We start from the raw sequence: 21,885 nt of genomic DNA on the forward strand, positions 1-21,885 counted from the left end.
AAAGGGCAGATCGCTCTGCCCTATTTTGGCTAATTAGCCATTTCTCTTTTTAATGATCTCTTCACTTACGTTTTTAGGAACTTCTTCGTAGTGATCAAATTCCATAGAGTAAGTCGCACGACCTTGAGTCATTGAGCGAAGATCTGTTGAGTAGCCAAACATTTGAGCAAGTGGACAATAAGCAGCAATGATTTTTACACCATTTCTATCATCCATTGAATTTACTTGGCCACGGCGCTTATTGAGGTCACCTATAACATCACCCATATACTCTTCTGGAGTCTCGACTTCAACTTTCATCATAGGCTCAAGGATAACCGCACCTGCTTTTCTAGCTCCCTCTTTAAAGCCCATTGAAGCAGCAAGTTTAAATGCCATTTCAGATGAGTCAACTTCGTGGTAGCTACCATCGAAAAGTGTAACTTTAACATCTTCAACTGGATATCCAGCAAGAACACCGCTTTGAAGCGCTTCTTTACAACCTTTTTCAACAGCTGGGATATACTCTTTTGGAACAACACCACCTTTGATGTCGTTAACAAATTCAAATCCGCTAGCAGCTGGAAGTGGCTCGATACGTAAGAATACGTGACCATATTGACCACGACCACCTGATTGTTTAGCATATTTATACTCTTGTTCAACTGCCTTACGGATAGTCTCGCGGTATGCAACTTGTGGCTGACCAACTTCAGCATCAACTTTAAATTCACGAAGCATACGATCAACAATGATCTCTAGGTGAAGCTCACCCATACCACTAATGATAGTTTGTCCGCTCTCTTCATCAGTGCTAACTCTAAAGCTTGGATCTTCTTGAGCTAGTTTTTGAAGAGCGATCGCCATTTTCTCTTGATCTGCTTTTGTTTTTGGCTCAACTGCAACGCTAATAACTGGCTCTGGGAAGTCCATTCTCTCAAGGATAACTTTATCTTTTTCGCTTGCAAGAGTATCGCCAGTTAGGGTACTTTTTAGGCCAACAACAGCGCCGATTTCACCAGCAAAAAGCTCTGTAATCTCTTCACGTTTATTTGAGTGCATTTTTAGCAAGCGACCAATTCTCTCTTTGCAGTCTTGAACTGTGTTGTAAGCATAGCTACCACTTTCAAGGCTTCCTCTATAAACACGGATAAATGTTAGCTGTCCAACAAATGGGTCAGTCATAATCTTAAACGCAAGAGCAGCAAATTCGCCATCATCTGTACTTTCAACAGTCACTTCAGTGCCATCTTCATAAACACCATTTATCGCTGCGATCTCATCTGGAGCTGGTAGATAATCAACTACTGCGTCAAGCAGAGGTTGGATACCTTTGTTTTTAAACGCAGTTCCGCAAAGCATAGGTGTGATAGTCATTCTTAAGCAGCCTGCTTTTATACCTTTTTTGATCTCTTCTTCAGTTAATTCTTCGCCTGCAAAGAATTTCTCCATCAAGCTATCGTCTGTTTCAGAAACAGCTTCGATTAGTTTTGCGCGATATTCTTCAGCCTTATCTTTAACTTCAGCTGGAATTTCTTCTTCTACATAGTCAGTTGGCTTTTTCTCGTCATTCCAAACGTATGCTTTCATTCTTACAAGATCAACCACACCTTTAAAGTTGTCCTCTGCACCGATAGGAATTTGGATAGGTACTGGATTTGCTTTTAATCTTTCTCTGATCTGCTCTTCAACTCTAAAGAAATTTGCACCAATTCTGTCCATTTTATTAACAAAAACAATTCTTGGTACGTGATATTTATTTGCTTGTCTCCAAACAGTTTCAGACTGTGGCTGAACACCGCCAACAGAACAAAATACCGCAACAGCACCATCAAGAACACGCATAGAACGCTCAACTTCAATAGTAAAGTCAACGTGTCCCGGAGTGTCGATTAGGTTTACTTGGTAGCCCTTCCAAAACGCTGTAGTTGCAGCTGATGTAATAGTAATACCACGCTCTTTTTCTTGCTCCATCCAGTCCATAGTAGCAGCGCCATCATGAACCTCACCTATCTTATGGCTCATACCAGTGAAGAACAAAATTCTCTCACTAGTAGTTGTCTTTCCAGCATCAATGTGAGCCGCAATACCGATATTTCTTACCTTATGTAAAGGCGTTTTTCTCTCTGCCATACTAATTCTTTCTTACCAGCGGTAGTGAGCAAATGCTTTATTAGCCTCTGCCATCTTGTAAGTATCTTCCTTCTTCTTGAAAGATGCACCTTTTGAATTTGCCGCATCTAAAAGCTCATTTGCTAATTTATCAACCATTGTTCTTTCGCTTCTTTTTCTAGCAAAAGTTATAAGCCAGCGGATAGCAAGAGCTTGTTGGCGAGCTGGGCGAACCTCAACTGGCACTTGATAAGTAGCACCACCAACACGGCGTGATTTAACTTCTAAAATAGGTTTTACATTTTCAATAGCGTCGTTAAAAACGTCGATGCCTTTAACCTCAGCATTTTTCTTTTCGATAGCTTTAATAGCACCATACATTATCTCTGTAGCGACGCTTTTTTTGCCATCATACATAAGAGAATTAATAAATTTAGTGATTATTTTATTTCCGTAAATCGGATCAGGTAAAACTTCCCTTACAGGAGCTTTTCTTCTTCTCATTTTGATTTTTCCTTCAAATTTTTATGAAATTTTACTCAAACGTTTGCAAATTTAAGCAACGTCTGCGAACCTAATTTTTTACTTTTTTGGAGCAGCAGCGCCAGCTTTAGGGCGTTTTGCACCATATTTAGAACGAGAAACTGTTCTTTTTGCAACACCAGCAGTATCAAGTGCACCACGAACGATGTGATATTTAACACCTGGTAAGTCTTTAACCCTACCGCCGCGAACTAAAACGATACTGTGTTCTTGTAGGTTGTGACCTTCACCGCCGATATAGCTGATGACTTCAAAACCGCTTGTAAGCCTAACTTTGGCAACTTTCCTCAAAGCTGAGTTTGGTTTTTTAGGAGTTGTAGTATAAACCCTAGTGCAAACTCCTCTTCTTTGAGGGCACTCTTTTAACGCTGGAGATTTTGACTTAACAGTCACTTTCTTGCGTTCATTTCTGACCAATTGATTTATGGTTGGCACAATAATTCCTTTCAACTAAATTTATTAAAAAGACCTAATTTTATTTAAAAAAAGCTTAAATAACGGTTAATAAGTTAGACTTATTCATACGTTCCTTTTTTTATAAAACCACTGTCATCTTTTAAAATTTCGCCCTTTGCAACGACAAATTTAATCTCAAATTTATCATCGATTAGCAAAATATCTGCATCGAAATTTTCTTTTATCTCGCCTTTTTTATTTTGCAAGGCTACACTTCTTGCAACATTTGTCGTAAAATATGGCAACGCCTCTTCGATACTAAAGCCATCTTTTACAAAATTTATAAACTCTTCATATAAGCTATTAACGCTAGCGATGCCTATTTTTAGTAAATTTCCGTCGCTATCATAGCTAGAGTAGCTACCAAAGCCGTCTGAGCTAATTGTTATCTTGTTTGTCGGTAAATTTTCTTTTTTGACGCTCTTTACAGCCTCAAGTGGCGTAAGTCCTGGCATGCAGGTAAAGTCGATATAGCCGCCATCTTTTATAAATTTAAAGCTTTGTTTAAAAAGCTCCTCGTTTCTATTTACGTGCGTTGGCTGAAATAGCGTGATTGGCATGTCATACTCATTTAGCACTTCATAGATCAAATTTAAGCCCTTTTTACCATCACCCATGTGAAGCGTGGTATGGCCTGACTTCGAGCTGATCATACCAGCCACCCTGCCAGCTGAGACTATGTGAGCGAGCTCATCTTTGCTCACGCTTGATGAGCGGTGGTCGCTTATGGCTAGTTTTGTGCCAATTATCGGATCAACAAAGACAATATCTTTTTCGATCTCGCCAGTTATGGTTGGCGTTTTAGAGCTGTATGCGCCGGTGTGAGCGTAGCATGTGATACCCTCGTCGTTTAGTGCGTGTGCTTTTGCGACTAAATTTTCAACGCTTCTTGTCGTGCTGTCAGTTCCAAGTAGGCCAACAGCCGTCGTTATGCCAGCTTCTATTAAATTTGATAGCATAATCTCAGGTACCCTAGTCTTAAAGCCACCCTCGCCGCCACCTCCAGTGATATGCACATGCTTATCGATGAGACCTGGTATGGCTACTAAATTTGAAGCGTCGATCATCTTTACATTTGGTAAATTTGGCTCTAAATTTTCAGCTATGCAGACGATCTTGCCATTACATATAAATATATCTTTTTGACCAAGAAATTTTGGCGAGTAAATTTTGACGTTTTTTATAAGTATCATTTGGCGTCCTTGTTTATCTTAGCTATGCCAATGCCAGTGAGTGCTAAAATGATAGCAAAGACAACGCCCATGTAGTTTAGTATCGCCCATGGCAAATACTCTACCGTTGGCACTCCAAGTGTGGCTGTCATATATGCGCCTGCTGCTGACCAAGGGATGAGCGGGACGATCACGGTGCCAGAGTCTTCAAGCGTTCTTGAGAGGTTTTTGGCTGCTAAATTTTTCTCTTTATAAAAGTCTTTAAACATCTCGCCAGGGATGAGGATAGAAAGATATGAGCTACCTGTGACAAATGCGACGGTTAGGCATGAGCCGATAGTCGAGATGATGACGCCTGCTGTTGATTTGACCCTTGCCATGATGGTGTGAAGTACCTTTGTAAGCATGCCAGTTTTTGAGATGATACCAGCAAAGCCCATAGCGCAGATGACTAGGATGGTTGTTGAGTTTACCGAGCTCACGCCGCCTCTATTTAGAAGCTTGGTGATATCTTTTGAAAACTCCATATTAATGCCGCTCATCGTGACGTTAAAGCCAGTCATCACTGAGATAAAGCCATTTTTAAAGCTAAAATCTTGAACGATAACGCCAAGAAGCACTGAAAATAGAGAAGCGATGATCATGACAGGTATAGTTGGCCACTTTAGCACCGAGCCAGCCAAGACAAAAAGCACAGGCAAAAGCAAGATGATATTCCAGTGAAAAATTTTATCAAGCTGACCTTGAAGTGCTAAAACCGACTCTGAAACATTTGCACCACTGCTTGCCGCCTCGCTACCAAAGAATAGATAAGCCGCTATCGCAACAATAGTTGCTGGGATAGTCGTATAAAACATATGTCTGATGTGCTCATAAAGCTCTGAGCCAGCTGCTATCGGAGCTAGGTTTGTCGTGTCTGAGAGTGGAGAGAGCTTATCGCCAAAGTATGCTCCTGCGACTACCGCACCAGCAGTTGCCGCTAAATTTACATCAAGACCTTGAGCTATGCCCATGATGGCAACACCGACTGTGCCAGCAGAACCCCAAGATGTGCCAGTTACGGTTGAGATGATAGCTGCGATGACAAAAGCTGTTAGGACTAGATACTGCGGGCTTATAAGATCCACGCCGTAGTAGATGATCATGGGGATAGTGCCTGAAAATACCCACGAGCCAATAAGCAGACCGACTGCCCAAAGTATCATAAGTGCTGGCAATGAGCTTGAAATTTTCTCTATCACCCCTTCTTGAAGCTCGCTCCAACTATATCCTAGTCTCCAAGCGATGCCACCAGCCACGAGGGCTGCTATCAAAATGATCGGCTCAACCTTTAGTTTCATATAACCAACGCCAAGCGCAAGGCCTACGATCATAACCAAGATAGGCGTAAGGGCTAGCAGAAACGAAGGCTCTTTTTTTGTAGAGTTCATCATGTGTCCTTTAAATTTGAGATATTTTTGAATTTAAAGGCTAGAAACTTAAATTGTTATAAAAAAATAAAATAAAATTAAAATTTAAATAAAATGTGTGAAAATTTAGCACATCTAATATGTGCTAAATTTAGATTAGTCTTGCTTAATAGCGTATTTGCCGCTGCCAGTAGAGATGATGCAAAGTGACATAGCGATATAAAGATATATAAGCTCTGCTTTAAAGCCATTTACATTAGTTAGCTCAAGTAAATTTGATAAGCCAAAATACGAATACAAAATGACAAGACTTGAGCCAAAAACTAGGAGCGCGCCAAGCCTTGAGTAAAAACCAACGGCGATCATTATAGGGGCTAAAACCTCACTAAAATAGGCAAAATACGCCAGAAAACTAGGTAGTCCAGCATCAACTAAAATGCTCTTTACGCCGCCAACTCCGTGTAAAATTTTGCCAAAGCCGTGCATAAAAAGACAAATTCCAAGACCTAAGCGCAGAAATAAAAGTCCAAGATCGACATTTTTCATAATATCTCCGTTACATATTTTTAGTTAGGGATTTTATTTAATATTGATTAACGGCTTGTAAATTTTGAAATTTTGTAAATTTAAGTAGGGAAATTTATAGGAGGATTAAGCCCCAGATGCAGGGCTTAATATATTAGTTTTCTTTGATCTTTATCTTTTTATCTTTATAAAAACCAGTGCCAACTGGGATCATACGTCCAAGGATGACGTTCTCTTTTAGATCTTCAAGATAGTCAAATTTAGCAGCGATTGACGCTTCTGTTAAGACCTTAGTTGTCTCTTGGAATGACGCAGCAGAGATCACACTATCACTTCCGATAGCCGCTCTTGTAACACCAAGAAGGATCGGCTCAGCGATAGCTGGCTCGCCACCCATTTTCATGATGCGCTCGTTCTCTTCTTTAAATTTGTTTCTTGAAACCATGTCGCCAACGATGAAATTTGTATTTCCACTATCGACGATTTTGACTTGGCGAAGCATTTGAGAGACGATGATCTCGATATGCTTATCAGCGATCGCAACACCTTGGCGGCGATAAACTTGCTGAATTTCACTGATCAAATAGTAGTGAAGCGCCTTTTCGCCAAGAATTCTTAAGATATCGTGGCTTGAGATAAGTCCGTCTGTTAGCTTCTCGCCAGCATGGACAAATTCGCCGTCTCTTACTTGGATCTGGCGGCTCTTTTCTATCAAATACTCAGCTGTCGTGCCATCTTCTGCTTGGATGATGATGCGCTCTTTTGAGCGAAGTGGCTTGTCAAATCTAACAACACCGTCGATCTCTGCAACGATAGCTGTATTTTTAGGACGTCTTGCTTCAAATAGCTCACTAACTCTTGGAAGACCACCGGTGATATCTTTTGACTTAGCAACAGCTTTTGGAGTCTTAGCCAAAATGTCAGCTTGAGCCACTTCATCGCCACTTGAAACAAAGATCGCAGTTTTTGGATCAAGTGGATACTTGATCAAATGTCCGCTCTTTGTAGTGATAATGATCGCTGGTTTTACGCCACTTGGCAAATATTCGTTTATAACAAGACGTCTTTGACCAGTTGCCTCGTCAGCTTGCTCAGTCGCACTATATCCTGGCTCGACATCTTCAAAGCTAACCACACCAGCTTCTTCTGCGATAGTTGGAGTTGAGTATGGATCCCACTCAGCGATTATTAGCTTGTCATCTTTTTCAGGTAGTGAGACCACTGTCGCTCTTTCTACCGCATCATTATCTGATACTTGGATGATAGAATTTCTTGGGATGTAGTGGCGAACTGCCTCACGTCCATCTTTATCAGAAACGACAACAAAGAAGCCTTTTTCAGTTACTTTGTGACCCTTTTTGATATCTTTTAGTCTATCAAGGAAGTCACCTTTTAGTATGAAAAATTTAACCACACCATTTGCATCTGCTGTGATCTTTCTAGTTACTGGATCGCCATCTGAAATTTTAAGCTCACTTGCGTATGGGATACGATTTGGAACGTTCCAGCCCTCTTTTATTATCTCAACGATACTCTCATTCTCTTTTACCTTATCGCCATTTGCATAAGGGATATACATCTTGCCTTCGATCTTTCCGCTAACACCAGCTAGTTCGTTTGGCTTAGCAAGATCGTTTCTTCTGATGGTATATTTGATCTCTTCTTTTTTGCCCTTGATTACGATATTTACATCTTCGTGAGCATATTCGATCTCGATTTTACCATCGATTGTTGATTTTATCTTTGGCTCAACAAGTAGCACAGCTGCACTTCTTCTGTTTGCAACGATTTTCTTGCCGTTGTTCTCGTATGTGCTAAGGTTGTAATACCTAATAAAGCCCTCTTTTTGAGCGATGACTTGGCGGTCTTGTTGCTCAGTAGAAGCCGTACCACCAATATGGAATGTTCTTAGTGTTAGCTGGGTACCTGGCTCACCGATTGATTGAGCTGAGATGATACCGACAGCTTCACCTGGTTTTACAAGTTTGCCCTCGCCCAAATTTAAGCCGTAGCATTTTGCGCAAACGCCTTTTGGCGCCTTGCACGTGATAGGAGTTCTAATGCTTACTGATTTTATGCCAGCTTCTGTTATAGCCTTAGCTTTCTCCTCATCAAGCAATGTGCCTTCGCTAAATAAAATTTCATTTGTTATAGGATCGATCACATCATCTGCTAAAACACGGCCCAAGACTCTCTCTTCAAGGCTCTCTATTAGCTCGCCGCTCTCTGTGATATCTGTGATCTCAACGCCCTCGTGCGTACCGCAGTCGTGCATTGTGACTTTAACGTTTTGAGCAACGTCGATTAGCTTTCTTGTTAAGTAACCAGCGTTGGCAGTTTTTAGCGCGGTATCTGCAAGACCCTTTCTAGCTCCGTGGGTTGAGTTGAAGTACTCCATTATGTTTAGACCTTCACGGAAGTTTGAAATGATCGGTGTTTCGATAATCGAGCCATCCGGTTTTGCCATAAGACCACGCATACCAGCTAGCTGACGAATTTGCGCAGCACTACCTCTCGCACCTGAGTCAGCCATCATATAAATTGAGTTAAATCCGCCCTTATCACTTTGGATAAGCTTCATCATCTCGCTTGCAACGCTGTTATTTGTATCTGTCCAGATATCGATGATCTTGTTGTATCTCTCACTATCCGTTAAAAGACCAGCGCCGTATTGCTTTTGAATTTCACGAACTTTTTTCTTAGCTTCGTCGATATATTTTTGCTTGCTATCTGGCACGATGATGTCTGCGATAGAGATAGAAATTCCCGCTTTTGTAGCATATCTAAAGCCTAAATTTTTAAGCTTATCAAGGAAGTCAGCCGTTACTTCAAGGCCGCCATTTCTATAAACATAATCAACCAAATTTGCAATATCTTTTTTCTTCATGATCTTATTCCACATATTTTCAGGGACAAAATCAGGAAGTATAGCTCTTAATATCAAGCGACCAGCCGTTGTGAAGATGATCTTATTATCAACCATTGTTTTGATTTTAGCGTGAAGACCAAGAGTGTTAGCCTCTTCAGCGATCATTACTTCATCAACACTTGAGAAAATTTTATTTGCACCTTTTTCATCGTTTCTCTCTAGGCTTAGGTAATAAATTCCTAAAACCATATCTTGTGAAGGAACTGTGATAGCCTTACCACTTGCAGGAAGCAAGATGTTCATTGAGCTAAGCATCAAAATTTTGCACTCAGCGATAGCTTCCTGCGATAGTGGCACGTGAACAGCCATTTGGTCACCGTCGAAGTCAGCGTTGAACGCCGCACAAACTAGTGGGTGAAGCTGGATCGCCTTGCCCTCAACAAGCACTGGGTGAAACGCCTGGATAGAAAGCTTGTGAAGTGTCGGAGCACGGTTTAGCATAACTGGATAGTCTTTAACGACCTCTTCTAAGCACTCCCAAACCTCATTTGTCTTATCTTCTATCATCTTTTTAGCTTGCTTAACGGTTGTCGCATAGCCTTTTTCTTCAAGGCGAGCAAGCAAATGTGGTTTAAATAGCTCTAAAGCCATCTTCTTTGGAAGACCACACTGATCCATCTTTAGCTTTGGACCAACGACAATAACAGAACGTCCAGAGAAATCAACACGCTTACCTAGCAAATTCTGACGGAAGCGGCCTTGCTTACCTTTTATAATCTCACTTAGTGATTTTAGTGGGCGTTTATTTGCACCTTTTACTGCATTTGCTCTACGGCCATTATCAAATAGCGCATCAACAGCCTCTTGAAGCATTCTCTTTTCGTTTCTGATAATAATTTCAGGTGCGTCAAGCTCAAGTAGGCGTTTTAGACGGCTATTTCTATTTATTACACGGCGATATAGATCATTGACGTCTGAAACAGCAAATTTACCGCCATCAAGATTAACAAGTGGTCTAAGATCAGGCGGAAGAACTGGTAAATTTGTTATCATCATCCACTCTGGGCGGTTGCCTGAATTTAAAAAGCTCTCGATAACCTTTAGACGTTTTACGATAGTCTTTTTCTTGGCCTCAGAATTTGTAGCCTCCATCTCTTCTTGTAGCTGATTTAAAATTTGAGTTAGATCAAGCTCAGCTAGCATGTCATAGATGACCTCGCCACCCATTCTAGCACTAAAGCCACTCTCTTCATATCTTGAAGCTAGGCTTTGATATTGCTCTTCGTTTAAAACGTCATATTTTTCAACTTTTTTAGAATTTTCATTGTCATAATAAGCCTCGCCAGCGTTATCAACAATGTATGCCTCATAGTAAAGTACGCGCTCGAGGTCTTTCATCTTGATACCAAGAAGCGCACCTATACGGCTTGGCAAGAAATTTACATACCAGATATGAGCTACTGGAGTTACAAGCTCTATGTGACCCATGCGAGAGCGACGAACTTTAGATGTTGTTACTTCAACGCCGCACTTTTCGCACTTGATACCCTTATAACGCATCTTTTTATATTTACCACAAAGACACTCATAATCACGGATCGGTCCGAAAATTTTGGCACAAAACAAGCCGTCACGCTCAGGTTTTAGCGTGCGGTAGTTGATAGTTTCTGGTTTTTTAACCTCGCCATAACTCCAAGATTTTATCTTCTCAGGACTTGCTAAACGAAGTTGGAAAGCTTCAAAATCACGAGGTCTATGCTCTTCTTTTATCTCAACTGGTTTTAAATTAGTTAGTTTCATTTGTCTCATCCTCATCATATACTTCCACATCAAGAGCTAGTGATTTTAGCTCGTTTGTTAGAACAAAGAACGTCTCAGGGATACCAGTCTCAGGAACGTTTTCACCTCTTGTTAAAGCTTTATAAGCAGAAAGTCTTCCCTCAACATCATCTGATTTTACAGTTAGCATCTCTCTTAGTGTATGAGCAGCACCATAAGCCTCAAGTGCCCAAACCTCCATCTCACCAAACCTTTGACCACCAAATAGCGCCTTACCGCCAACAGGTTGTTGTGTAACAAGGCTGTATGGTCCAGTACTTCTTGCGTGAACTTTTTCATCAACCAAGTGGTGAAGTTTTAGCATATACATACAACCAACATTAACGCGTTCTCTTATCTTTGAGCCTGTGCGTCCGTCATATAGCTCAGTTTTACCATCGCTATCTATCTTTGCCATCTCAAATAGTTTTGCAAATTCGTCAGCTTTAACGCCTTCAAAAATTGGAGTTGCAAATCTTACGCCATTGCTCCAATCTTTTGCATACTCAAGAAGCTTCTCATCGCTCATCTTGCCAAGAGCTTTTTTAGCATCCATTAGCTTAGCAACGCTTGCGATCTCTATCATCTTAGCCCTTAGCTCTTTTATCCATTCGCCTTTTTTGGTCTCAAAAATTTCATTGATCTGCTCGCCTAAGCGATAACCAACAAGACCAAGGTGGCTCTCCAAAATTTGACCGATGTTCATACGGCTTGGAACGCCTAGTGGGTTTAGAACGATGTCTACGATCTGACCGCTTGGAAGATACGGCATATCGACTTCTCTAACTATATTTGAAACGATACCTTTGTTACCGTGACGTCCAGCCATCTTATCGCCAACTTTTAGTTTGCGTTTTGTAGCTATATAAACTTTTACAAGTTTTACAACGCCGCTTGGCAAAATGTCATCTTTTTCTAAAATTTCTATCTTAGCGTCGTGCTCTTCTTTGAGCTTTTTCTTCTCATTTTGGAAGTAATTTTTTAGCTCATCATATTTCTTTTGGATATCTTTTGAAAAGCTCTTTACGATAGCATTTAGGGTAAATCTGTTGATATTCTCAAAGTCAGCTTTGTTGATCTTTGAGCCTTTTTTATACTCTTTTTTATTTACCTCTTGATCGCTCGCTAATGGGTTTTTAGAAAGAAGCGCTGTAACTTTTAGCATCTCTTCGCGGTCTAGCATAAGCAGTCTATCGTGGTGCTCTTTTTCTAAAAGTGTCTTCTCTTCTTCGTAAGCCTTGTTTGTTCTGATGTCTTTTTCATAGCCTTTTTTAGTGAAAATTTTAACATCAACAACCACGCCTTCCATTGAAGCTGAAGCATAGAGCGATTTATTTACAACGTGACCAGCTTTTTCACCAAAGATAGCACGAAGTAGTCTCTCTTCTGGAGTTGGCTTAACTTCGCCTTTTGGAGATACTTTACCAACAAGAATCATGCCAGGCTTGATCTCTGTACCAATTTTAACGATGCCACTTTCATCAAGGTGCATAAGCTCCTCTTCTTTGACGTTTGGTATATCTTTTGTTATCTCTTCAACACCATCTTTTAGCTCACGAGCCTCGATCTCTTTTTCATAGATATGAACGCTTGTAAAGGCATCTTCACGTATCATTTTTTCACTAATAACGATCGCGTCCTCGTAGTTGTAGCCATTCCAAGGCATAAATGCGATTAGTGCGTTTTTACCGATAGCTAGCTCACCTTTTTCCATACTTGGACCATCGGCTATGATTTGATTAGCCTCGATCTCGTCGCCTTTTTTAACGATCGGATGTTGTGAAAATGTCGTATTTTGGTTTGTTCTTAAATTTTTCTCTAAAGAGTAGTGATCGATATATGGACCAGCTTCATCTTCACCAAGGATAAAGATGTTTTTATTATCAACCTTTTCAACCACGCCGCCTCGTTTTGCTTTTACGCTCTCCCAAGCATCTCTTGCGATAACGCTCTCCATACCTGTTCCAACGATAGGAGCAGTTGAACGAAGTAGTGGCACTGCTTGACGCTGCATGTTTGAGCCCATAAGTGCACGGTTAGCGTCGTCGTGCTCTAGGAAAGGGATAAGCGAAGCTGCAACACCAGCTATCATACCAGAGCAAAGGTCGATCAAGGTAACATCTTCTCTACGAGCAAGCATCATCTCGCCCTCTTTTCTAACCTCGATCAAGTCTTCAACAATATGTCCGTTTTCATCAAGTTTAGTTGATGCTGGAGCTATAACATTGCCCTCTTCTTGTGTCGCTGTTAGATAGACTATCTCATCAGTCACTTTGCCATCGACGACTTTTTTATAAGGCGCCTCAACAAAGCCAAGGTCATTTACTTTTGCATAAGTTGAAAGAGTATTGATAAGACCGATATTTTGACCTTCTGGAGTCTCAACCGGACAAATTCTGCCGTAGTGAGTTGGGTGAACGTCACGCACCTCAAAGCCAGCACGCTCTTTTACCAAGCCACCCTCGCCAAGCGCAGATAGACGGCGCTTGTGAGTAACCTCACTAAGTGGGTTTGTCTGATCCATAAACTGGCTTAACTGACCACCTGTGAAAAATTCCATAATTGTTGCTGTGATCATTTTTGGATTAATGAGATCATAAGGCATGATTTCATCAGTGTTATTGCTTAGGCTTGTAAATTTATCACGGATAGCCTTTTGCATCTTAACAAAACCAAGGTGAAGCTCACTAGCAAGTAGCTCGCCGATAGATCTTATACGGCGGTTGCCAAGGTGGTCGCGGTCGTCAATGTGACCTTGTCCGTTTTTAACTTTTATAAGATATTTTGCAGTTTTGATGATATCTTCACTAGTTAGCAAAGTAACATACTCTGGCACATCAAGCGAGAGCTTGTGGTTCATCTTCATACGACCAACTTTTGTTAGGTCATATCTTTCAGGGTTAAACAATATATCATTTACAAAGCTTTTTGCAGCCTCTTTAACTACTGGCTCGCCAGGTCTCATAACCTTGTAAATTCTAATCGCAGCAAGGTCATTTTCATCATCTACGCCCTCAGTTTGTTTTAAAACCTTAAGCATATCATTGTCAGCGATAAATGAATTTATTATAGCGTCGTCAACACCAGCTGCAGAGTTGTTTATAATATCGATGCTTTCATGCTCAGCTAAAATTTTTGCAAGTTTATTCTCATCAAGAGCAGATAGTGTGTCATATAAAATTTCGCCGCTTTCTGTGTTTATCACAGGGTTTGCCAAATATCTACCTATAAGTGCTTCGATCGGATACTCGACAAATTTAACGCCATCTTCGATTAATTTATCAGCTTTTTTCTTTGTTAGGCGCTTGCCAGCTTGGTGAAGAACCTCTCCATCTTCATTTTTTATATCATACTCAACTCTTCCTAGATAATCCTCTGGATTGAAAAGAGTTAAAAATTTATTATTTTTAATAACTAAATTTTGTATTGGATAAAATAGCTTAATAATGTCTTGTTTTTTATATCCTAATGCCCTAAACAAGATGGTTACAGGCACTTTTCTGCGCTTATTTATCCTAACATATAAAATATCTTTTGTATCATATTCAAAGTGCAACCAAGATCCGCGATCTGGGATTATTTGAGCTGTATAGATAAGTTTATTTGCAACAGTTGCACTCTCTTCTTGTTTAAAGATAACGCCAGGGCTTCTATGAAGTTGGTTTACAACAACACGCTCAACGCCATTTATAATAAATGAAATTCTATCTGTCATCAATGGAATTTCACGTATGAAAATTTCTTGTTCTTTTATATCTTTAACGCCAACTTTATCACCAGTCTTATCATCTTTTTCATGGACGATAAGGCGTATTTTCATTTTTAAATTTACAGAGTATGTAAGACCTCTTTCTATACACTCTCTGATTGTATATTTTGGTTTTCCAATCTCTGAGCTAACATATTCTAAAGTCAAACGATTTTGCGGATCATGTATAGGGAAAATCGACTTAAAAACTTTTTCGATACCGCTTTCTGTCTGATTGTTATTTAGATTTAAAAAATTATCAAAGCTCTTTTTTTGTAGTTGTAGTAGGTTCGGAACGTCTATCTCTTTAACGACATTAGAGAAGTCAACTCTAAGACGATTTCCTGAGTATAAGCTATTTAACATTGCATCTACCTCGTGGTAATTTTGAAAGAAAAGTATAGCCTTTTACAAGGCATCTAAAATTTAAAAAAGAGAGAGCCTCTGCCCTCTCTTGAAATATTAAGCCTAAATAATAAAAAATTATTTAAGTTCAACCTTAGCACCAGCCTCTTCAAGCTCTTTTTTAGCTGCTTCAGCTTCGTCTTTGCTAACGCCTTCTTTAAGAACAGATGGAGTTCCTTCAACTGCGTCTTTAGCCTCTTTAAGACCAAGACCAGTAAGTGCTCTAACAACCTTAATAACGTTGATTTTCTTATCGCCTGAGTCAACAAGAACGATGTTAAATTCTGTTTTCTCTTCAGCAGCAGCTGCACCACCAGCAGCAACTGCACCACCAGCTACCATTACAGGAGCTGCGCTAACACCAAATTTCTCTTCAAACTCTTTTACAAGTTCACTAAGTTCAAGTACAGAAAGATTAGATATGAACTCTAATACGTCTTCTTTTGTAATTGCCATTTTTAATCCTTATTATTTTTTTAATTTAATTAAGCTGATTGTTCTTTTTTCTCTTTAAGCGCATTCAAACCAATTGTGAAATTTTGAATTGGCGCATTCCAAACTTGCAAAAGCATCGCAATAAGCTCATCACGGCTAGGCATTTTAGATAGAGCTTTGACTTTATCAACGCTTGCAACTTCGCCATCAATATAAGCTGTTTTAATTTTGAAAAGATCAGAATTTGACTCTTCAAATTTTGCGGCTACTTTAGTTACTGCTAATTGATCTTCACTCCAAAGATAGATATTTGTATCTTTGAGTTCCATTCCGACTTTATCAGAATTTTTAAGAGCAATATTTGCAAGAGTATTTTTAATAACTTGAACTTTTACATTTTGTTCTTTTGCAGAATTTCTTAAAACTTCAAGTTTTTTAACTGAAAGGCCACGGTAGTCACAAACTACAATAGCTTCAGCAGTTTTAAATTCACTCTCTAATTTTGCAACAACTTCAGTTTTTTCGTTACGTGTCACTTTTTCTCCTTTCCGACCGGTAATTTCAAGCAGAGCGGGTCGAATCAATTAAGCCCAATGGCCTCGGCTATCTCCAATCTAAGATATAAATTTCTCTAAATTCTTATTTTAAGTCCATAACTTCTTGAGTATCAAGAGTTACAGAAGGGCTCATTGTTAAAGACAATGAAGCATTTTTTACATATCTACCTTTTGCAGTCGCAGGTTTATGTTTATTAATAGCTTTAATAAATGTTGAAATATTTTCATTTAATTGCTCTTTAGTAAAATTGACCTTGCCAAGACCTGCATGTATATTTCCTTGCTTATCAACACGGAAATTTACTTGTCCACTTTTTGCATTATTAACAGCTTGCGCAACATCCATTGTAACTGTTCCAGTTTTTGGATTTGGCATTAAACCTTTAGGTCCTAAAATTCTACCAACTTTACCTACAAGACCCATTAAATTTGGAGTAGCTATAAGAACATCGAAGTTCATTATACCCTTTTGGATATCCTCAACTAGATCATCAGCACCAACTATGTCAGCACCAGCAGCTTTTGCCTCATCAGCTTTAGCATCTTTTGCTATAACAGCAACTCTTACAACTTTACCTGTACCAGCTGGTAAAACAACAGAACCACGAACCATTTGATCTGCATGTCTTGGATCAACATTTAATTTTAACGCAATCTCAACTGTCTCATTAAATTTAGCAGAAGCTAGAGTTTTAACTGTATCGATAGCCTCACTAAGGTTATAAATTTTATCTTGCTCTACTTTTTTGAGCAATTCTTGAAATCTCTTACTAGTTTTTCCCATAAATTTCTCCGCATATAAATTGCTTCCGTCTTTTGAAAATCAACCTGACGGTAAAGGTTTTAGTCTATTACTTCGACACCCATTGAACGAGCTGAACCAGCGATGATCTTAGCTGCTTGCTCTTTATCATTTGTATTTAAATCAACAAGTTTTTTCTCAACAATTTCTAAAACTTGAGCTTTTGTTAATTTACCTACTTTATTTTTTAAAGGATTGTCTGTTCCCTTTGTTATACCTGCAGCCTTTTTAATAAGGTCTGTAGCAGGTGGTTGTTTTGTGATAAATGTAAAACTTTTATCAGCATAAACAGTTATAACGACCGGGATATTAAATCCAACCATATCTTTTGTTTTTTCATTAAAGGCTTTACAAAATTCCATAATATTAACGCCCTTTTGTCCTAATGCTGGACCAACTGGCGGGCTAGGATTTGCTTTTGTTGCGGCAATTTGTAATTTTATTTCACCTATAACTTTTTTAGCCATTTCTTGCTCCTTAAATTATCTTCTCAACTTGTGAATACAAAATATCAACAGGGGTACTTCTACCAAAAATAGAAACATTGAGTCTAAGCTTGCCATGTATCATATCGTATTCTTCAACGATACCTGTAAAGTTAGCAAAAGGACCTTCTGTTATGCGAACGCTTTCACCATCCTCAAAAAATATTTTAGGTTTTGGTGCCGCTCTTTTTTGAACTTTCTCCAAGATAGTATTTATATCTTTTTCAGTCAATGGTGTAGGTTTTTTAGCCTCACCGATAAAACGTCCAACCTTTGGTAAAGACTGAATCTTATGCCAAAGAGCTGTATCAAGATCTAAACATGCAAAAGCATATCCAGGATAAAGAGTTCTTTCATTAATTTTTTGCTTACCGTTTTTTATCTCTATTACGTCTTCTGTAGGAACGATAACTTCTTTTAGTTGATCTTCGATACCGTGATCTCTAACTAAATTTTCAATTCCTCTTTTTACTGCCATTTCGCTACCAGCGTAAGTTTGTATAGCATACCATTTATGTGACATTATTTTTCCTTATCCTATATAACTTTAGAAAGAACAAAGGACATAATAACATCAACAAGAGCTAAAAAAAGTGAAACAACAGCGACCACGATAAAAACTGCAATAAAAGCATTTCTAATTTGTTCTTTAGTAGGAAAGATAACTTTCATTATTTCCAATTTAGATAGCTTTATATAATTTATAAATTTTTCCATAATCTTAACCTTAATTGTGGCAGGGCAAGAGGGATTCGAACCCCCAACCATTGGATTTGGAATCCAGCGCTCTACCGTTGGAGCTATTGCCCTAATAGCTACTTATTCTTAATTAGCTTTTTAACTTAACTTCTTTATGAACAGTATGTTTTTTTAATCTTGGGCAATATTTTTTGAGCTCAACCTTATCTGTAGTGGTTTTGCTGTTTTTTGTAGTAGTGTAATTGATATCACCACACTCAGAGCATTTTAAACCGATTTTAATTCTCATATATATTCCTTATAGAAAGCCAAAGGGTTTCCCCTTTGGCATAATTTTATAAATTAACCAAGTATTTTTGAAACAACACCTGAACCAACAGTTCTACCACCTTCACGGATAGCAAAACGAGTACCTTCTTCAAGTGCAACTGGAGCGATAAGCTCAACAGAAATTCTTACGTTATCACCTGGCATAACCATCTCTGTTCCCTCTGGTAATGTAATAGAACCAGTAACGTCAGTTGTTCTTACGTAAAATTGTGGTCTATAGTTGTTAAAGAAAGGAGTATGGCGACCGCCCTCTTCTTTAGTTAGGATATAAACCTCACCCTCAAATTTTGTATGAGGTGTGATTGATTTTGGCTTGCAAAGAACCATACCACGTTCAACGTCTTCTTTTTTAGTACCACGAAGAAGAACACCAACGTTATCGCCAGCTTCACCTTGATCCATCTCTTTTCTAAACATCTCAACACCAGTAACTGTTGTTGTTTGTGTAGGTTTGATACCAACGATTTCTATTGTGTCACCAACCTTAACAACACCTTTCTCAATTCTACCTGTTACAACTGTACCACGACCTGAAATTGAGAAAACATCTTCGATTGGCATAAGAAGATCTTTGTCTGTAGCACGAACTGGAGTTGGGATATAGCTATCAACCGCATCCATTAGTTCCATAATTTTTGCTGACCATTCGCCATCTTGTCCAGCTTTTGCCTCTTCAAGAGCTTTAAGTGCTGAACCAGAAACTATTGGAGTATCATCACCTGGGAAGTTGTACTCGTTAAGTAGTTCGCGAATTTCCATTTCAACTAGTTCAAGTAACTCAGCGTCATCAACCATATCTGCTTTGTTCATGAAAACAACGATATAAGGAACACCAACTTGGCGAGATAGCAAGATGTGCTCTCTTGTTTGTGGCATTGGGCCGTCTGCTGCAGAAACAACTAGAATAGCGCCGTCCATTTGAGCAGCACCTGTAATCATGTTTTTTACATAGTCGGCGTGACCTGGGCAGTCGACGTGAGCATAGTGACGTTTTTCTGTCTCATACTCAATGTGTGAAGTAGCAATTGTAATACCACGCTCTTTCTCTTCTGGAGCATTATCAATATTATCATAATCTTTTAGCTCAGCAAGACCTTTGCGTGAAAGAACAGCAGATATTGCAGCTGTTAAAGTAGTTTTACCATGGTCAACGTGACCGATAGTGCCTATGTTTACGTGTGGCTTGTTGCGTGAAAATTTTTCTTTAGCCATCTTTTCCTCCGTTATGATATGTGTCTTTATCTAATTCAAATTCGTATAGTAATATAAAATCATATAAACCAGTGGAGCTCATAGCGGGACTTGAACCCGCGACCTCTTCCTTACCAAGGAAGTGCTCTACCTCTGAGCCATATGAGCGAAAAACGCTTGGCTGAGATGATTTTAATCAACATACAAACAACTAAAAATTCATGAAAATAAAGATGGAATAACTGTGTTTAGTAAAATCTAGATACAGCTCCCAGTTTACTTTCCCAAATTTTGGAGCGGGAAACGGGGCTCGAACCCGCGACCCTCAGCTTGGAAGGCTGATGCTCTAGCCAACTGAGCTACTCCCGCATAACAATGGTGGTGAGACGTGGATTCGAACCACGGAAGACATAGTCAGCAGATTTACAGTCTGCCCTCGTTGGCCGCTTGAGTATCTCACCTTAAACATTAATAAGTTATTTTGGTATTTTCTGGTCAAACACTGTTACAAAATGGAGCTGGTGAACGGACTTGAACCGCCGACCCACTGCTTACAAGGCAGTAGCTCTACCAACTGAGCTACACCAGCACCTGTTTTGTGAAGTGGCAATTATAGCCCAAAATAAAATAAAAGTCAAGGAGATTTTGAAAAATATTTTATCTATTTTTTTTGCAATAAAAAATCTATAGAATTTATAAAAAATTTCAAAAACACCTGCTAGATTGAGCCATTTTCAACAAAAATAAAAAATAAATTTTACATATATAAAATTTCATATTTTCATAGTTTTATTTTTTTTAAAAGCTAAAATTTCTATAATTACGAAAAATTACAAAGGATTTAATATGCAATTTTTACCTTGGGCGGTAATTTTACTGCTAATTTATGTGATCTACTTCTTAATGATCCGCTATGAAAAAAAGATAGCGACGCTAAGTAAGATGATCGAGCAAAACAGTGATGGCATCAAAGAAAATAGAGACCTTATAGGTCAAAACAGATCACTAATCGAGAAAAATAAACACAACATTGAGAAAAATACCAAAGATATTACAACAAATGTTGAAAAAATAGACATTGACTTGGAAGATTAATTCTTCCAAAATTTCTCTTCTTTTTCCTTTTTTATCAAATTTTCGTAAGTTTGCATTCTTATATTCACTGGCTCTAAATTTATGCCATCTTTTTTTATCTTAAAATATTTCCCATCCATCAAGCAATACTCTGGCACCAAGTCGTAGCGCTTCGAAAGCGGCAAAACTCTAAAGCTTAGATTATCCAGTATCAAAGGCTCTTTGTGTAAATTTTCCCAAACCGCTAGCACCATATGATATTTTTTTGTATTTTTTTCTTGAACCACTAGAAGGCATTTTTGATTATCCACGCCAAGATCTTTTAGGCTATCACGCTTTGATATCGCGTACTCTTCGCAGTCTCCGCCACCTCGCCTTAAAAATTCGCCCCTAGTGCTCCACACATCTACATTTGTATTGTAAAAATCATCATATCTTGGCATCAAAGAATTTAAGTATGAATTTATGAGCTCTAGCTTTCTGATAAAGCTTTCGTGTTCTATTTTTTTCATAAAATTTGCATAGTGATTTAGTATATTTTTGCAAATTTGATTTTTACATTGAGATATATTTTTTGGAGAAATTTCAAAATTATTTGCAAAAAGAGAATAGACAAAAAAGAAAAGAAGCAAAATTTTACGCATGCAGCTGCTTCATCAAAAGTACAAGACCTATTCTATCTTTCACATTTAGTTTGCTATAAATCGACGTGGTGTGTGCCTTTACTGTCCTTAAAGTAATGCCTGTTTGCTCTGAAATTTCATTGTTTGTTAGACCTTGATATATTAAGTTTGCGATCTCTTTTTCGCGAGAACTAAGCTCGCTTAGATCAGACTTTTTCTCTAAAGTCTCACTTTCATTATTTATATAAGAGCCAGTTAGCTCTCCGATCATCGCTTGGATAAATTCTGGATAAAGCCAAACTTTGCCATTTAAAATCGTCTCAAAGGCATCTTCAAAGTGAGTTTTTCTCATGTGTGAGTTTGCATATCCTTTGACGCCAAGAGCTAGCAGATGTTTGCCTTCACTAAATTTTGGTTCGTTTGCAAGGATTAGACATTTTATATTTGGAAAAGTTTCATGAATGGTTTTAATATTTTCATCAAGGCTATCTTTAAAAGCATTTGTATCGATACCGACGATATCAACCTCGTCGTTTAAATTTGCAAAAAAATCCTTTTTATTGTGAGTAAATTTCACATCATCATCTGAAAAATACCCTCGCCAAAGATTATTAAGCGAACCATTTTGAGTAAAAAAAACCACATTCATAACC

The 21,885-nt window shown here is 38.7% G+C and carries 19 protein-coding genes and 5 tRNA genes; 1 reads left to right on the top strand and 23 read right to left on the bottom strand.

All coding sequences use genetic code 11. The features are described 5' to 3' along the window. Positions 1-33 precede the first annotated feature (33 nt). The 21 genes from fusA to CVS81_RS08185 form a co-directional block, all read right to left on the bottom strand. A complete protein-coding gene (gene fusA, locus CVS81_RS08085; RefSeq protein WP_021084241.1) occupies positions 34-2,112 on the bottom strand; it encodes an elongation factor G in 2,079 nt (692 codons plus the stop codon). A 12-nt stretch (positions 2,113-2,124) separates the two neighbouring features. Next, complete coding sequence (rpsG, locus tag CVS81_RS08090; protein ID WP_002941142.1) at positions 2,125-2,595, bottom strand: 30S ribosomal protein S7; 471 nt, start codon at positions 2,593-2,595, stop codon at positions 2,125-2,127. Positions 2,596-2,673: 78 nt separating this feature from the next. Beyond that, positions 2,674-3,069: a 30S ribosomal protein S12 gene (rpsL, locus tag CVS81_RS08095; protein WP_002941121.1), complete on the bottom strand. Its 396-nt coding sequence runs from the start codon at positions 3,067-3,069 to the stop codon at positions 2,674-2,676. A gap of 80 nt (positions 3,070-3,149) precedes the next feature. Further along, positions 3,150-4,283 carry a beta-aspartyl-peptidase gene (gene iadA, locus CVS81_RS08100; RefSeq protein WP_107965650.1) on the bottom strand — a complete coding sequence of 378 codons (1,134 nt, stop codon included), beginning with the start codon at positions 4,281-4,283 and terminating at the stop codon, positions 3,150-3,152. After that, the gene (gene nhaC / locus CVS81_RS08105; protein WP_048809784.1) at positions 4,280-5,692 is read right to left on the bottom strand and encodes a Na+/H+ antiporter NhaC; all 1,413 of its coding nucleotides are present in this window, start codon (positions 5,690-5,692) and stop codon (positions 4,280-4,282) included. The genes iadA and nhaC overlap by 4 nt, the downstream gene beginning before the upstream one ends. A gap of 135 nt (positions 5,693-5,827) precedes the next feature. Beyond that, positions 5,828-6,217: a DoxX family protein gene (locus CVS81_RS08110; RefSeq protein WP_012001506.1), complete on the bottom strand. Its 390-nt coding sequence runs from the start codon at positions 6,215-6,217 to the stop codon at positions 5,828-5,830. Between the two features lie 133 nt (positions 6,218-6,350). Then, on the bottom strand, positions 6,351-10,865 hold the full coding sequence (rpoC, locus tag CVS81_RS08115) for a DNA-directed RNA polymerase subunit beta' (RefSeq protein WP_103567745.1): 4,515 nt from the start codon (positions 10,863-10,865) through the stop codon (positions 6,351-6,353). Beyond that, on the bottom strand, positions 10,852-14,997 hold the full coding sequence (rpoB, locus tag CVS81_RS08120; RefSeq protein WP_107965651.1) for a DNA-directed RNA polymerase subunit beta: 4,146 nt from the start codon (positions 14,995-14,997) through the stop codon (positions 10,852-10,854). The genes rpoC and rpoB overlap by 14 nt, the downstream gene beginning before the upstream one ends. 117 nt (positions 14,998-15,114) lie before the next feature. Continuing rightward, the gene (rplL, locus tag CVS81_RS08125) at positions 15,115-15,492 is read right to left on the bottom strand and encodes a 50S ribosomal protein L7/L12 (RefSeq protein WP_012001504.1); all 378 of its coding nucleotides are present in this window, start codon (positions 15,490-15,492) and stop codon (positions 15,115-15,117) included. A gap of 29 nt (positions 15,493-15,521) precedes the next feature. Continuing rightward, positions 15,522-16,007, bottom strand: coding sequence for a 50S ribosomal protein L10 (gene rplJ, locus CVS81_RS08130; protein ID WP_009294520.1), 486 nt, complete (start codon positions 16,005-16,007; stop codon positions 15,522-15,524). A gap of 103 nt (positions 16,008-16,110) precedes the next feature. Then, the gene (rplA, locus tag CVS81_RS08135) at positions 16,111-16,812 is read right to left on the bottom strand and encodes a 50S ribosomal protein L1 (protein WP_002941167.1); all 702 of its coding nucleotides are present in this window, start codon (positions 16,810-16,812) and stop codon (positions 16,111-16,113) included. A gap of 59 nt (positions 16,813-16,871) precedes the next feature. After that, on the bottom strand, positions 16,872-17,297 hold the full coding sequence (rplK, locus tag CVS81_RS08140) for a 50S ribosomal protein L11 (protein ID WP_021092996.1): 426 nt from the start codon (positions 17,295-17,297) through the stop codon (positions 16,872-16,874). A 10-nt stretch (positions 17,298-17,307) separates the two neighbouring features. Further along, positions 17,308-17,841, bottom strand: coding sequence for a transcription termination/antitermination protein NusG (gene nusG / locus CVS81_RS08145; protein ID WP_180385147.1), 534 nt, complete (start codon positions 17,839-17,841; stop codon positions 17,308-17,310). A gap of 11 nt (positions 17,842-17,852) precedes the next feature. Continuing rightward, complete coding sequence (secE, locus tag CVS81_RS08150; protein WP_002941070.1) at positions 17,853-18,032, bottom strand: preprotein translocase subunit SecE; 180 nt, start codon at positions 18,030-18,032, stop codon at positions 17,853-17,855. A 17-nt stretch (positions 18,033-18,049) separates the two neighbouring features. Beyond that, positions 18,050-18,125 (bottom strand) — tRNA-Trp (locus CVS81_RS08155). A gap of 19 nt (positions 18,126-18,144) precedes the next feature. Beyond that, positions 18,145-18,303, bottom strand: a complete 159-nt coding sequence (rpmG, locus tag CVS81_RS08160; protein WP_002941157.1) for a 50S ribosomal protein L33 — start codon at positions 18,301-18,303, stop codon at positions 18,145-18,147. Between the two features lie 53 nt (positions 18,304-18,356). Beyond that, a complete protein-coding gene (tuf, locus tag CVS81_RS08165) occupies positions 18,357-19,556 on the bottom strand; it encodes an elongation factor Tu (RefSeq protein WP_002941132.1) in 1,200 nt (399 codons plus the stop codon). 72 nt (positions 19,557-19,628) lie between these two features. After that, positions 19,629-19,703 (bottom strand) — tRNA-Thr (locus tag CVS81_RS08170). Between the two features lie 124 nt (positions 19,704-19,827). Continuing rightward, positions 19,828-19,904 (bottom strand) — tRNA-Gly (locus CVS81_RS08175). Between the two features lie 7 nt (positions 19,905-19,911). Beyond that, positions 19,912-19,996: transfer RNA gene (locus CVS81_RS08180), tRNA-Tyr, on the bottom strand. Positions 19,997-20,048: 52 nt separating this feature from the next. Beyond that, a tRNA-Thr gene (locus CVS81_RS08185) sits at positions 20,049-20,124 on the bottom strand. 257 nt (positions 20,125-20,381) lie between these two features. Here CVS81_RS08185 and CVS81_RS08190 point away from each other — a divergent pair. Beyond that, positions 20,382-20,630 (top strand): hypothetical protein, encoded by a 249-nt coding sequence (locus tag CVS81_RS08190; RefSeq protein ID WP_002941090.1) that lies wholly within the window; start codon positions 20,382-20,384, stop codon positions 20,628-20,630. Here CVS81_RS08190 and CVS81_RS08195 read toward each other — a convergent pair. Both CVS81_RS08195 and CVS81_RS08200 read right to left on the bottom strand, forming a co-directional pair. Continuing rightward, positions 20,627-21,121 carry a transglutaminase-like cysteine peptidase gene (locus CVS81_RS08195; RefSeq protein WP_223227820.1) on the bottom strand — a complete coding sequence of 165 codons (495 nt, stop codon included), beginning with the start codon at positions 21,119-21,121 and terminating at the stop codon, positions 20,627-20,629. The genes CVS81_RS08190 and CVS81_RS08195 overlap by 4 nt on opposite strands. Before the next feature lie 124 nt (positions 21,122-21,245). After that, a complete protein-coding gene (locus tag CVS81_RS08200) occupies positions 21,246-21,881 on the bottom strand; it encodes a response regulator transcription factor (protein ID WP_107965653.1) in 636 nt (211 codons plus the stop codon). Positions 21,882-21,885 lie beyond the last annotated feature (4 nt).

The sequence above is a fragment of the Campylobacter concisus genome (assembly GCF_003049065.1).
Lineage (GTDB): Bacteria > Campylobacterota > Campylobacteria > Campylobacterales > Campylobacteraceae > Campylobacter_A > Campylobacter_A concisus_BE.

What these genes read in the sequence shown, in the direction of transcription:
- rplA (WP_002941167.1), bottom strand. Translation starts at nt 16,812, where the DNA reads ATGGGAAAAACTAGTAAGAGATTTCAAGAATTGCTCAAAAAAGTAGAG.
- CVS81_RS08110 (WP_012001506.1), bottom strand. Translation starts at nt 6,217, where the DNA reads ATGAAAAATGTCGATCTTGGACTTTTATTTCTGCGCTTAGGTCTTGGA.
- fusA (WP_021084241.1), bottom strand. Translation starts at nt 2,112, where the DNA reads ATGGCAGAGAGAAAAACGCCTTTACATAAGGTAAGAAATATCGGTATT.
- rpmG (WP_002941157.1), bottom strand. Translation starts at nt 18,303, where the DNA reads ATGAGAATTAAAATCGGTTTAAAATGCTCTGAGTGTGGTGATATCAAT.
- rpoC (WP_103567745.1), bottom strand. Translation starts at nt 10,865, where the DNA reads ATGAAACTAACTAATTTAAAACCAGTTGAGATAAAAGAAGAGCATAGA.
- CVS81_RS08200 (WP_107965653.1), bottom strand. Translation starts at nt 21,881, where the DNA reads ATGAATGTGGTTTTTTTTACTCAAAATGGTTCGCTTAATAATCTTTGG.
- rplL (WP_012001504.1), bottom strand. Translation starts at nt 15,492, where the DNA reads ATGGCAATTACAAAAGAAGACGTATTAGAGTTCATATCTAATCTTTCT.
- CVS81_RS08195 (WP_223227820.1), bottom strand. Translation starts at nt 21,121, where the DNA reads ATGAAAAAAATAGAACACGAAAGCTTTATCAGAAAGCTAGAGCTCATA.
- iadA (WP_107965650.1), bottom strand. Translation starts at nt 4,283, where the DNA reads ATGATACTTATAAAAAACGTCAAAATTTACTCGCCAAAATTTCTTGGT.
- rpoB (WP_107965651.1), bottom strand. Translation starts at nt 14,997, where the DNA reads ATGTTAAATAGCTTATACTCAGGAAATCGTCTTAGAGTTGACTTCTCT.
- secE (WP_002941070.1), bottom strand. Translation starts at nt 18,032, where the DNA reads ATGGAAAAATTTATAAATTATATAAAGCTATCTAAATTGGAAATAATG.
- CVS81_RS08190 (WP_002941090.1), top strand. Translation starts at nt 20,382, where the DNA reads ATGCAATTTTTACCTTGGGCGGTAATTTTACTGCTAATTTATGTGATC.
- tuf (WP_002941132.1), bottom strand. Translation starts at nt 19,556, where the DNA reads ATGGCTAAAGAAAAATTTTCACGCAACAAGCCACACGTAAACATAGGC.
- rplK (WP_021092996.1), bottom strand. Translation starts at nt 17,297, where the DNA reads ATGGCTAAAAAAGTTATAGGTGAAATAAAATTACAAATTGCCGCAACA.
- rpsG (WP_002941142.1), bottom strand. Translation starts at nt 2,595, where the DNA reads ATGAGAAGAAGAAAAGCTCCTGTAAGGGAAGTTTTACCTGATCCGATT.
- nhaC (WP_048809784.1), bottom strand. Translation starts at nt 5,692, where the DNA reads ATGAACTCTACAAAAAAAGAGCCTTCGTTTCTGCTAGCCCTTACGCCT.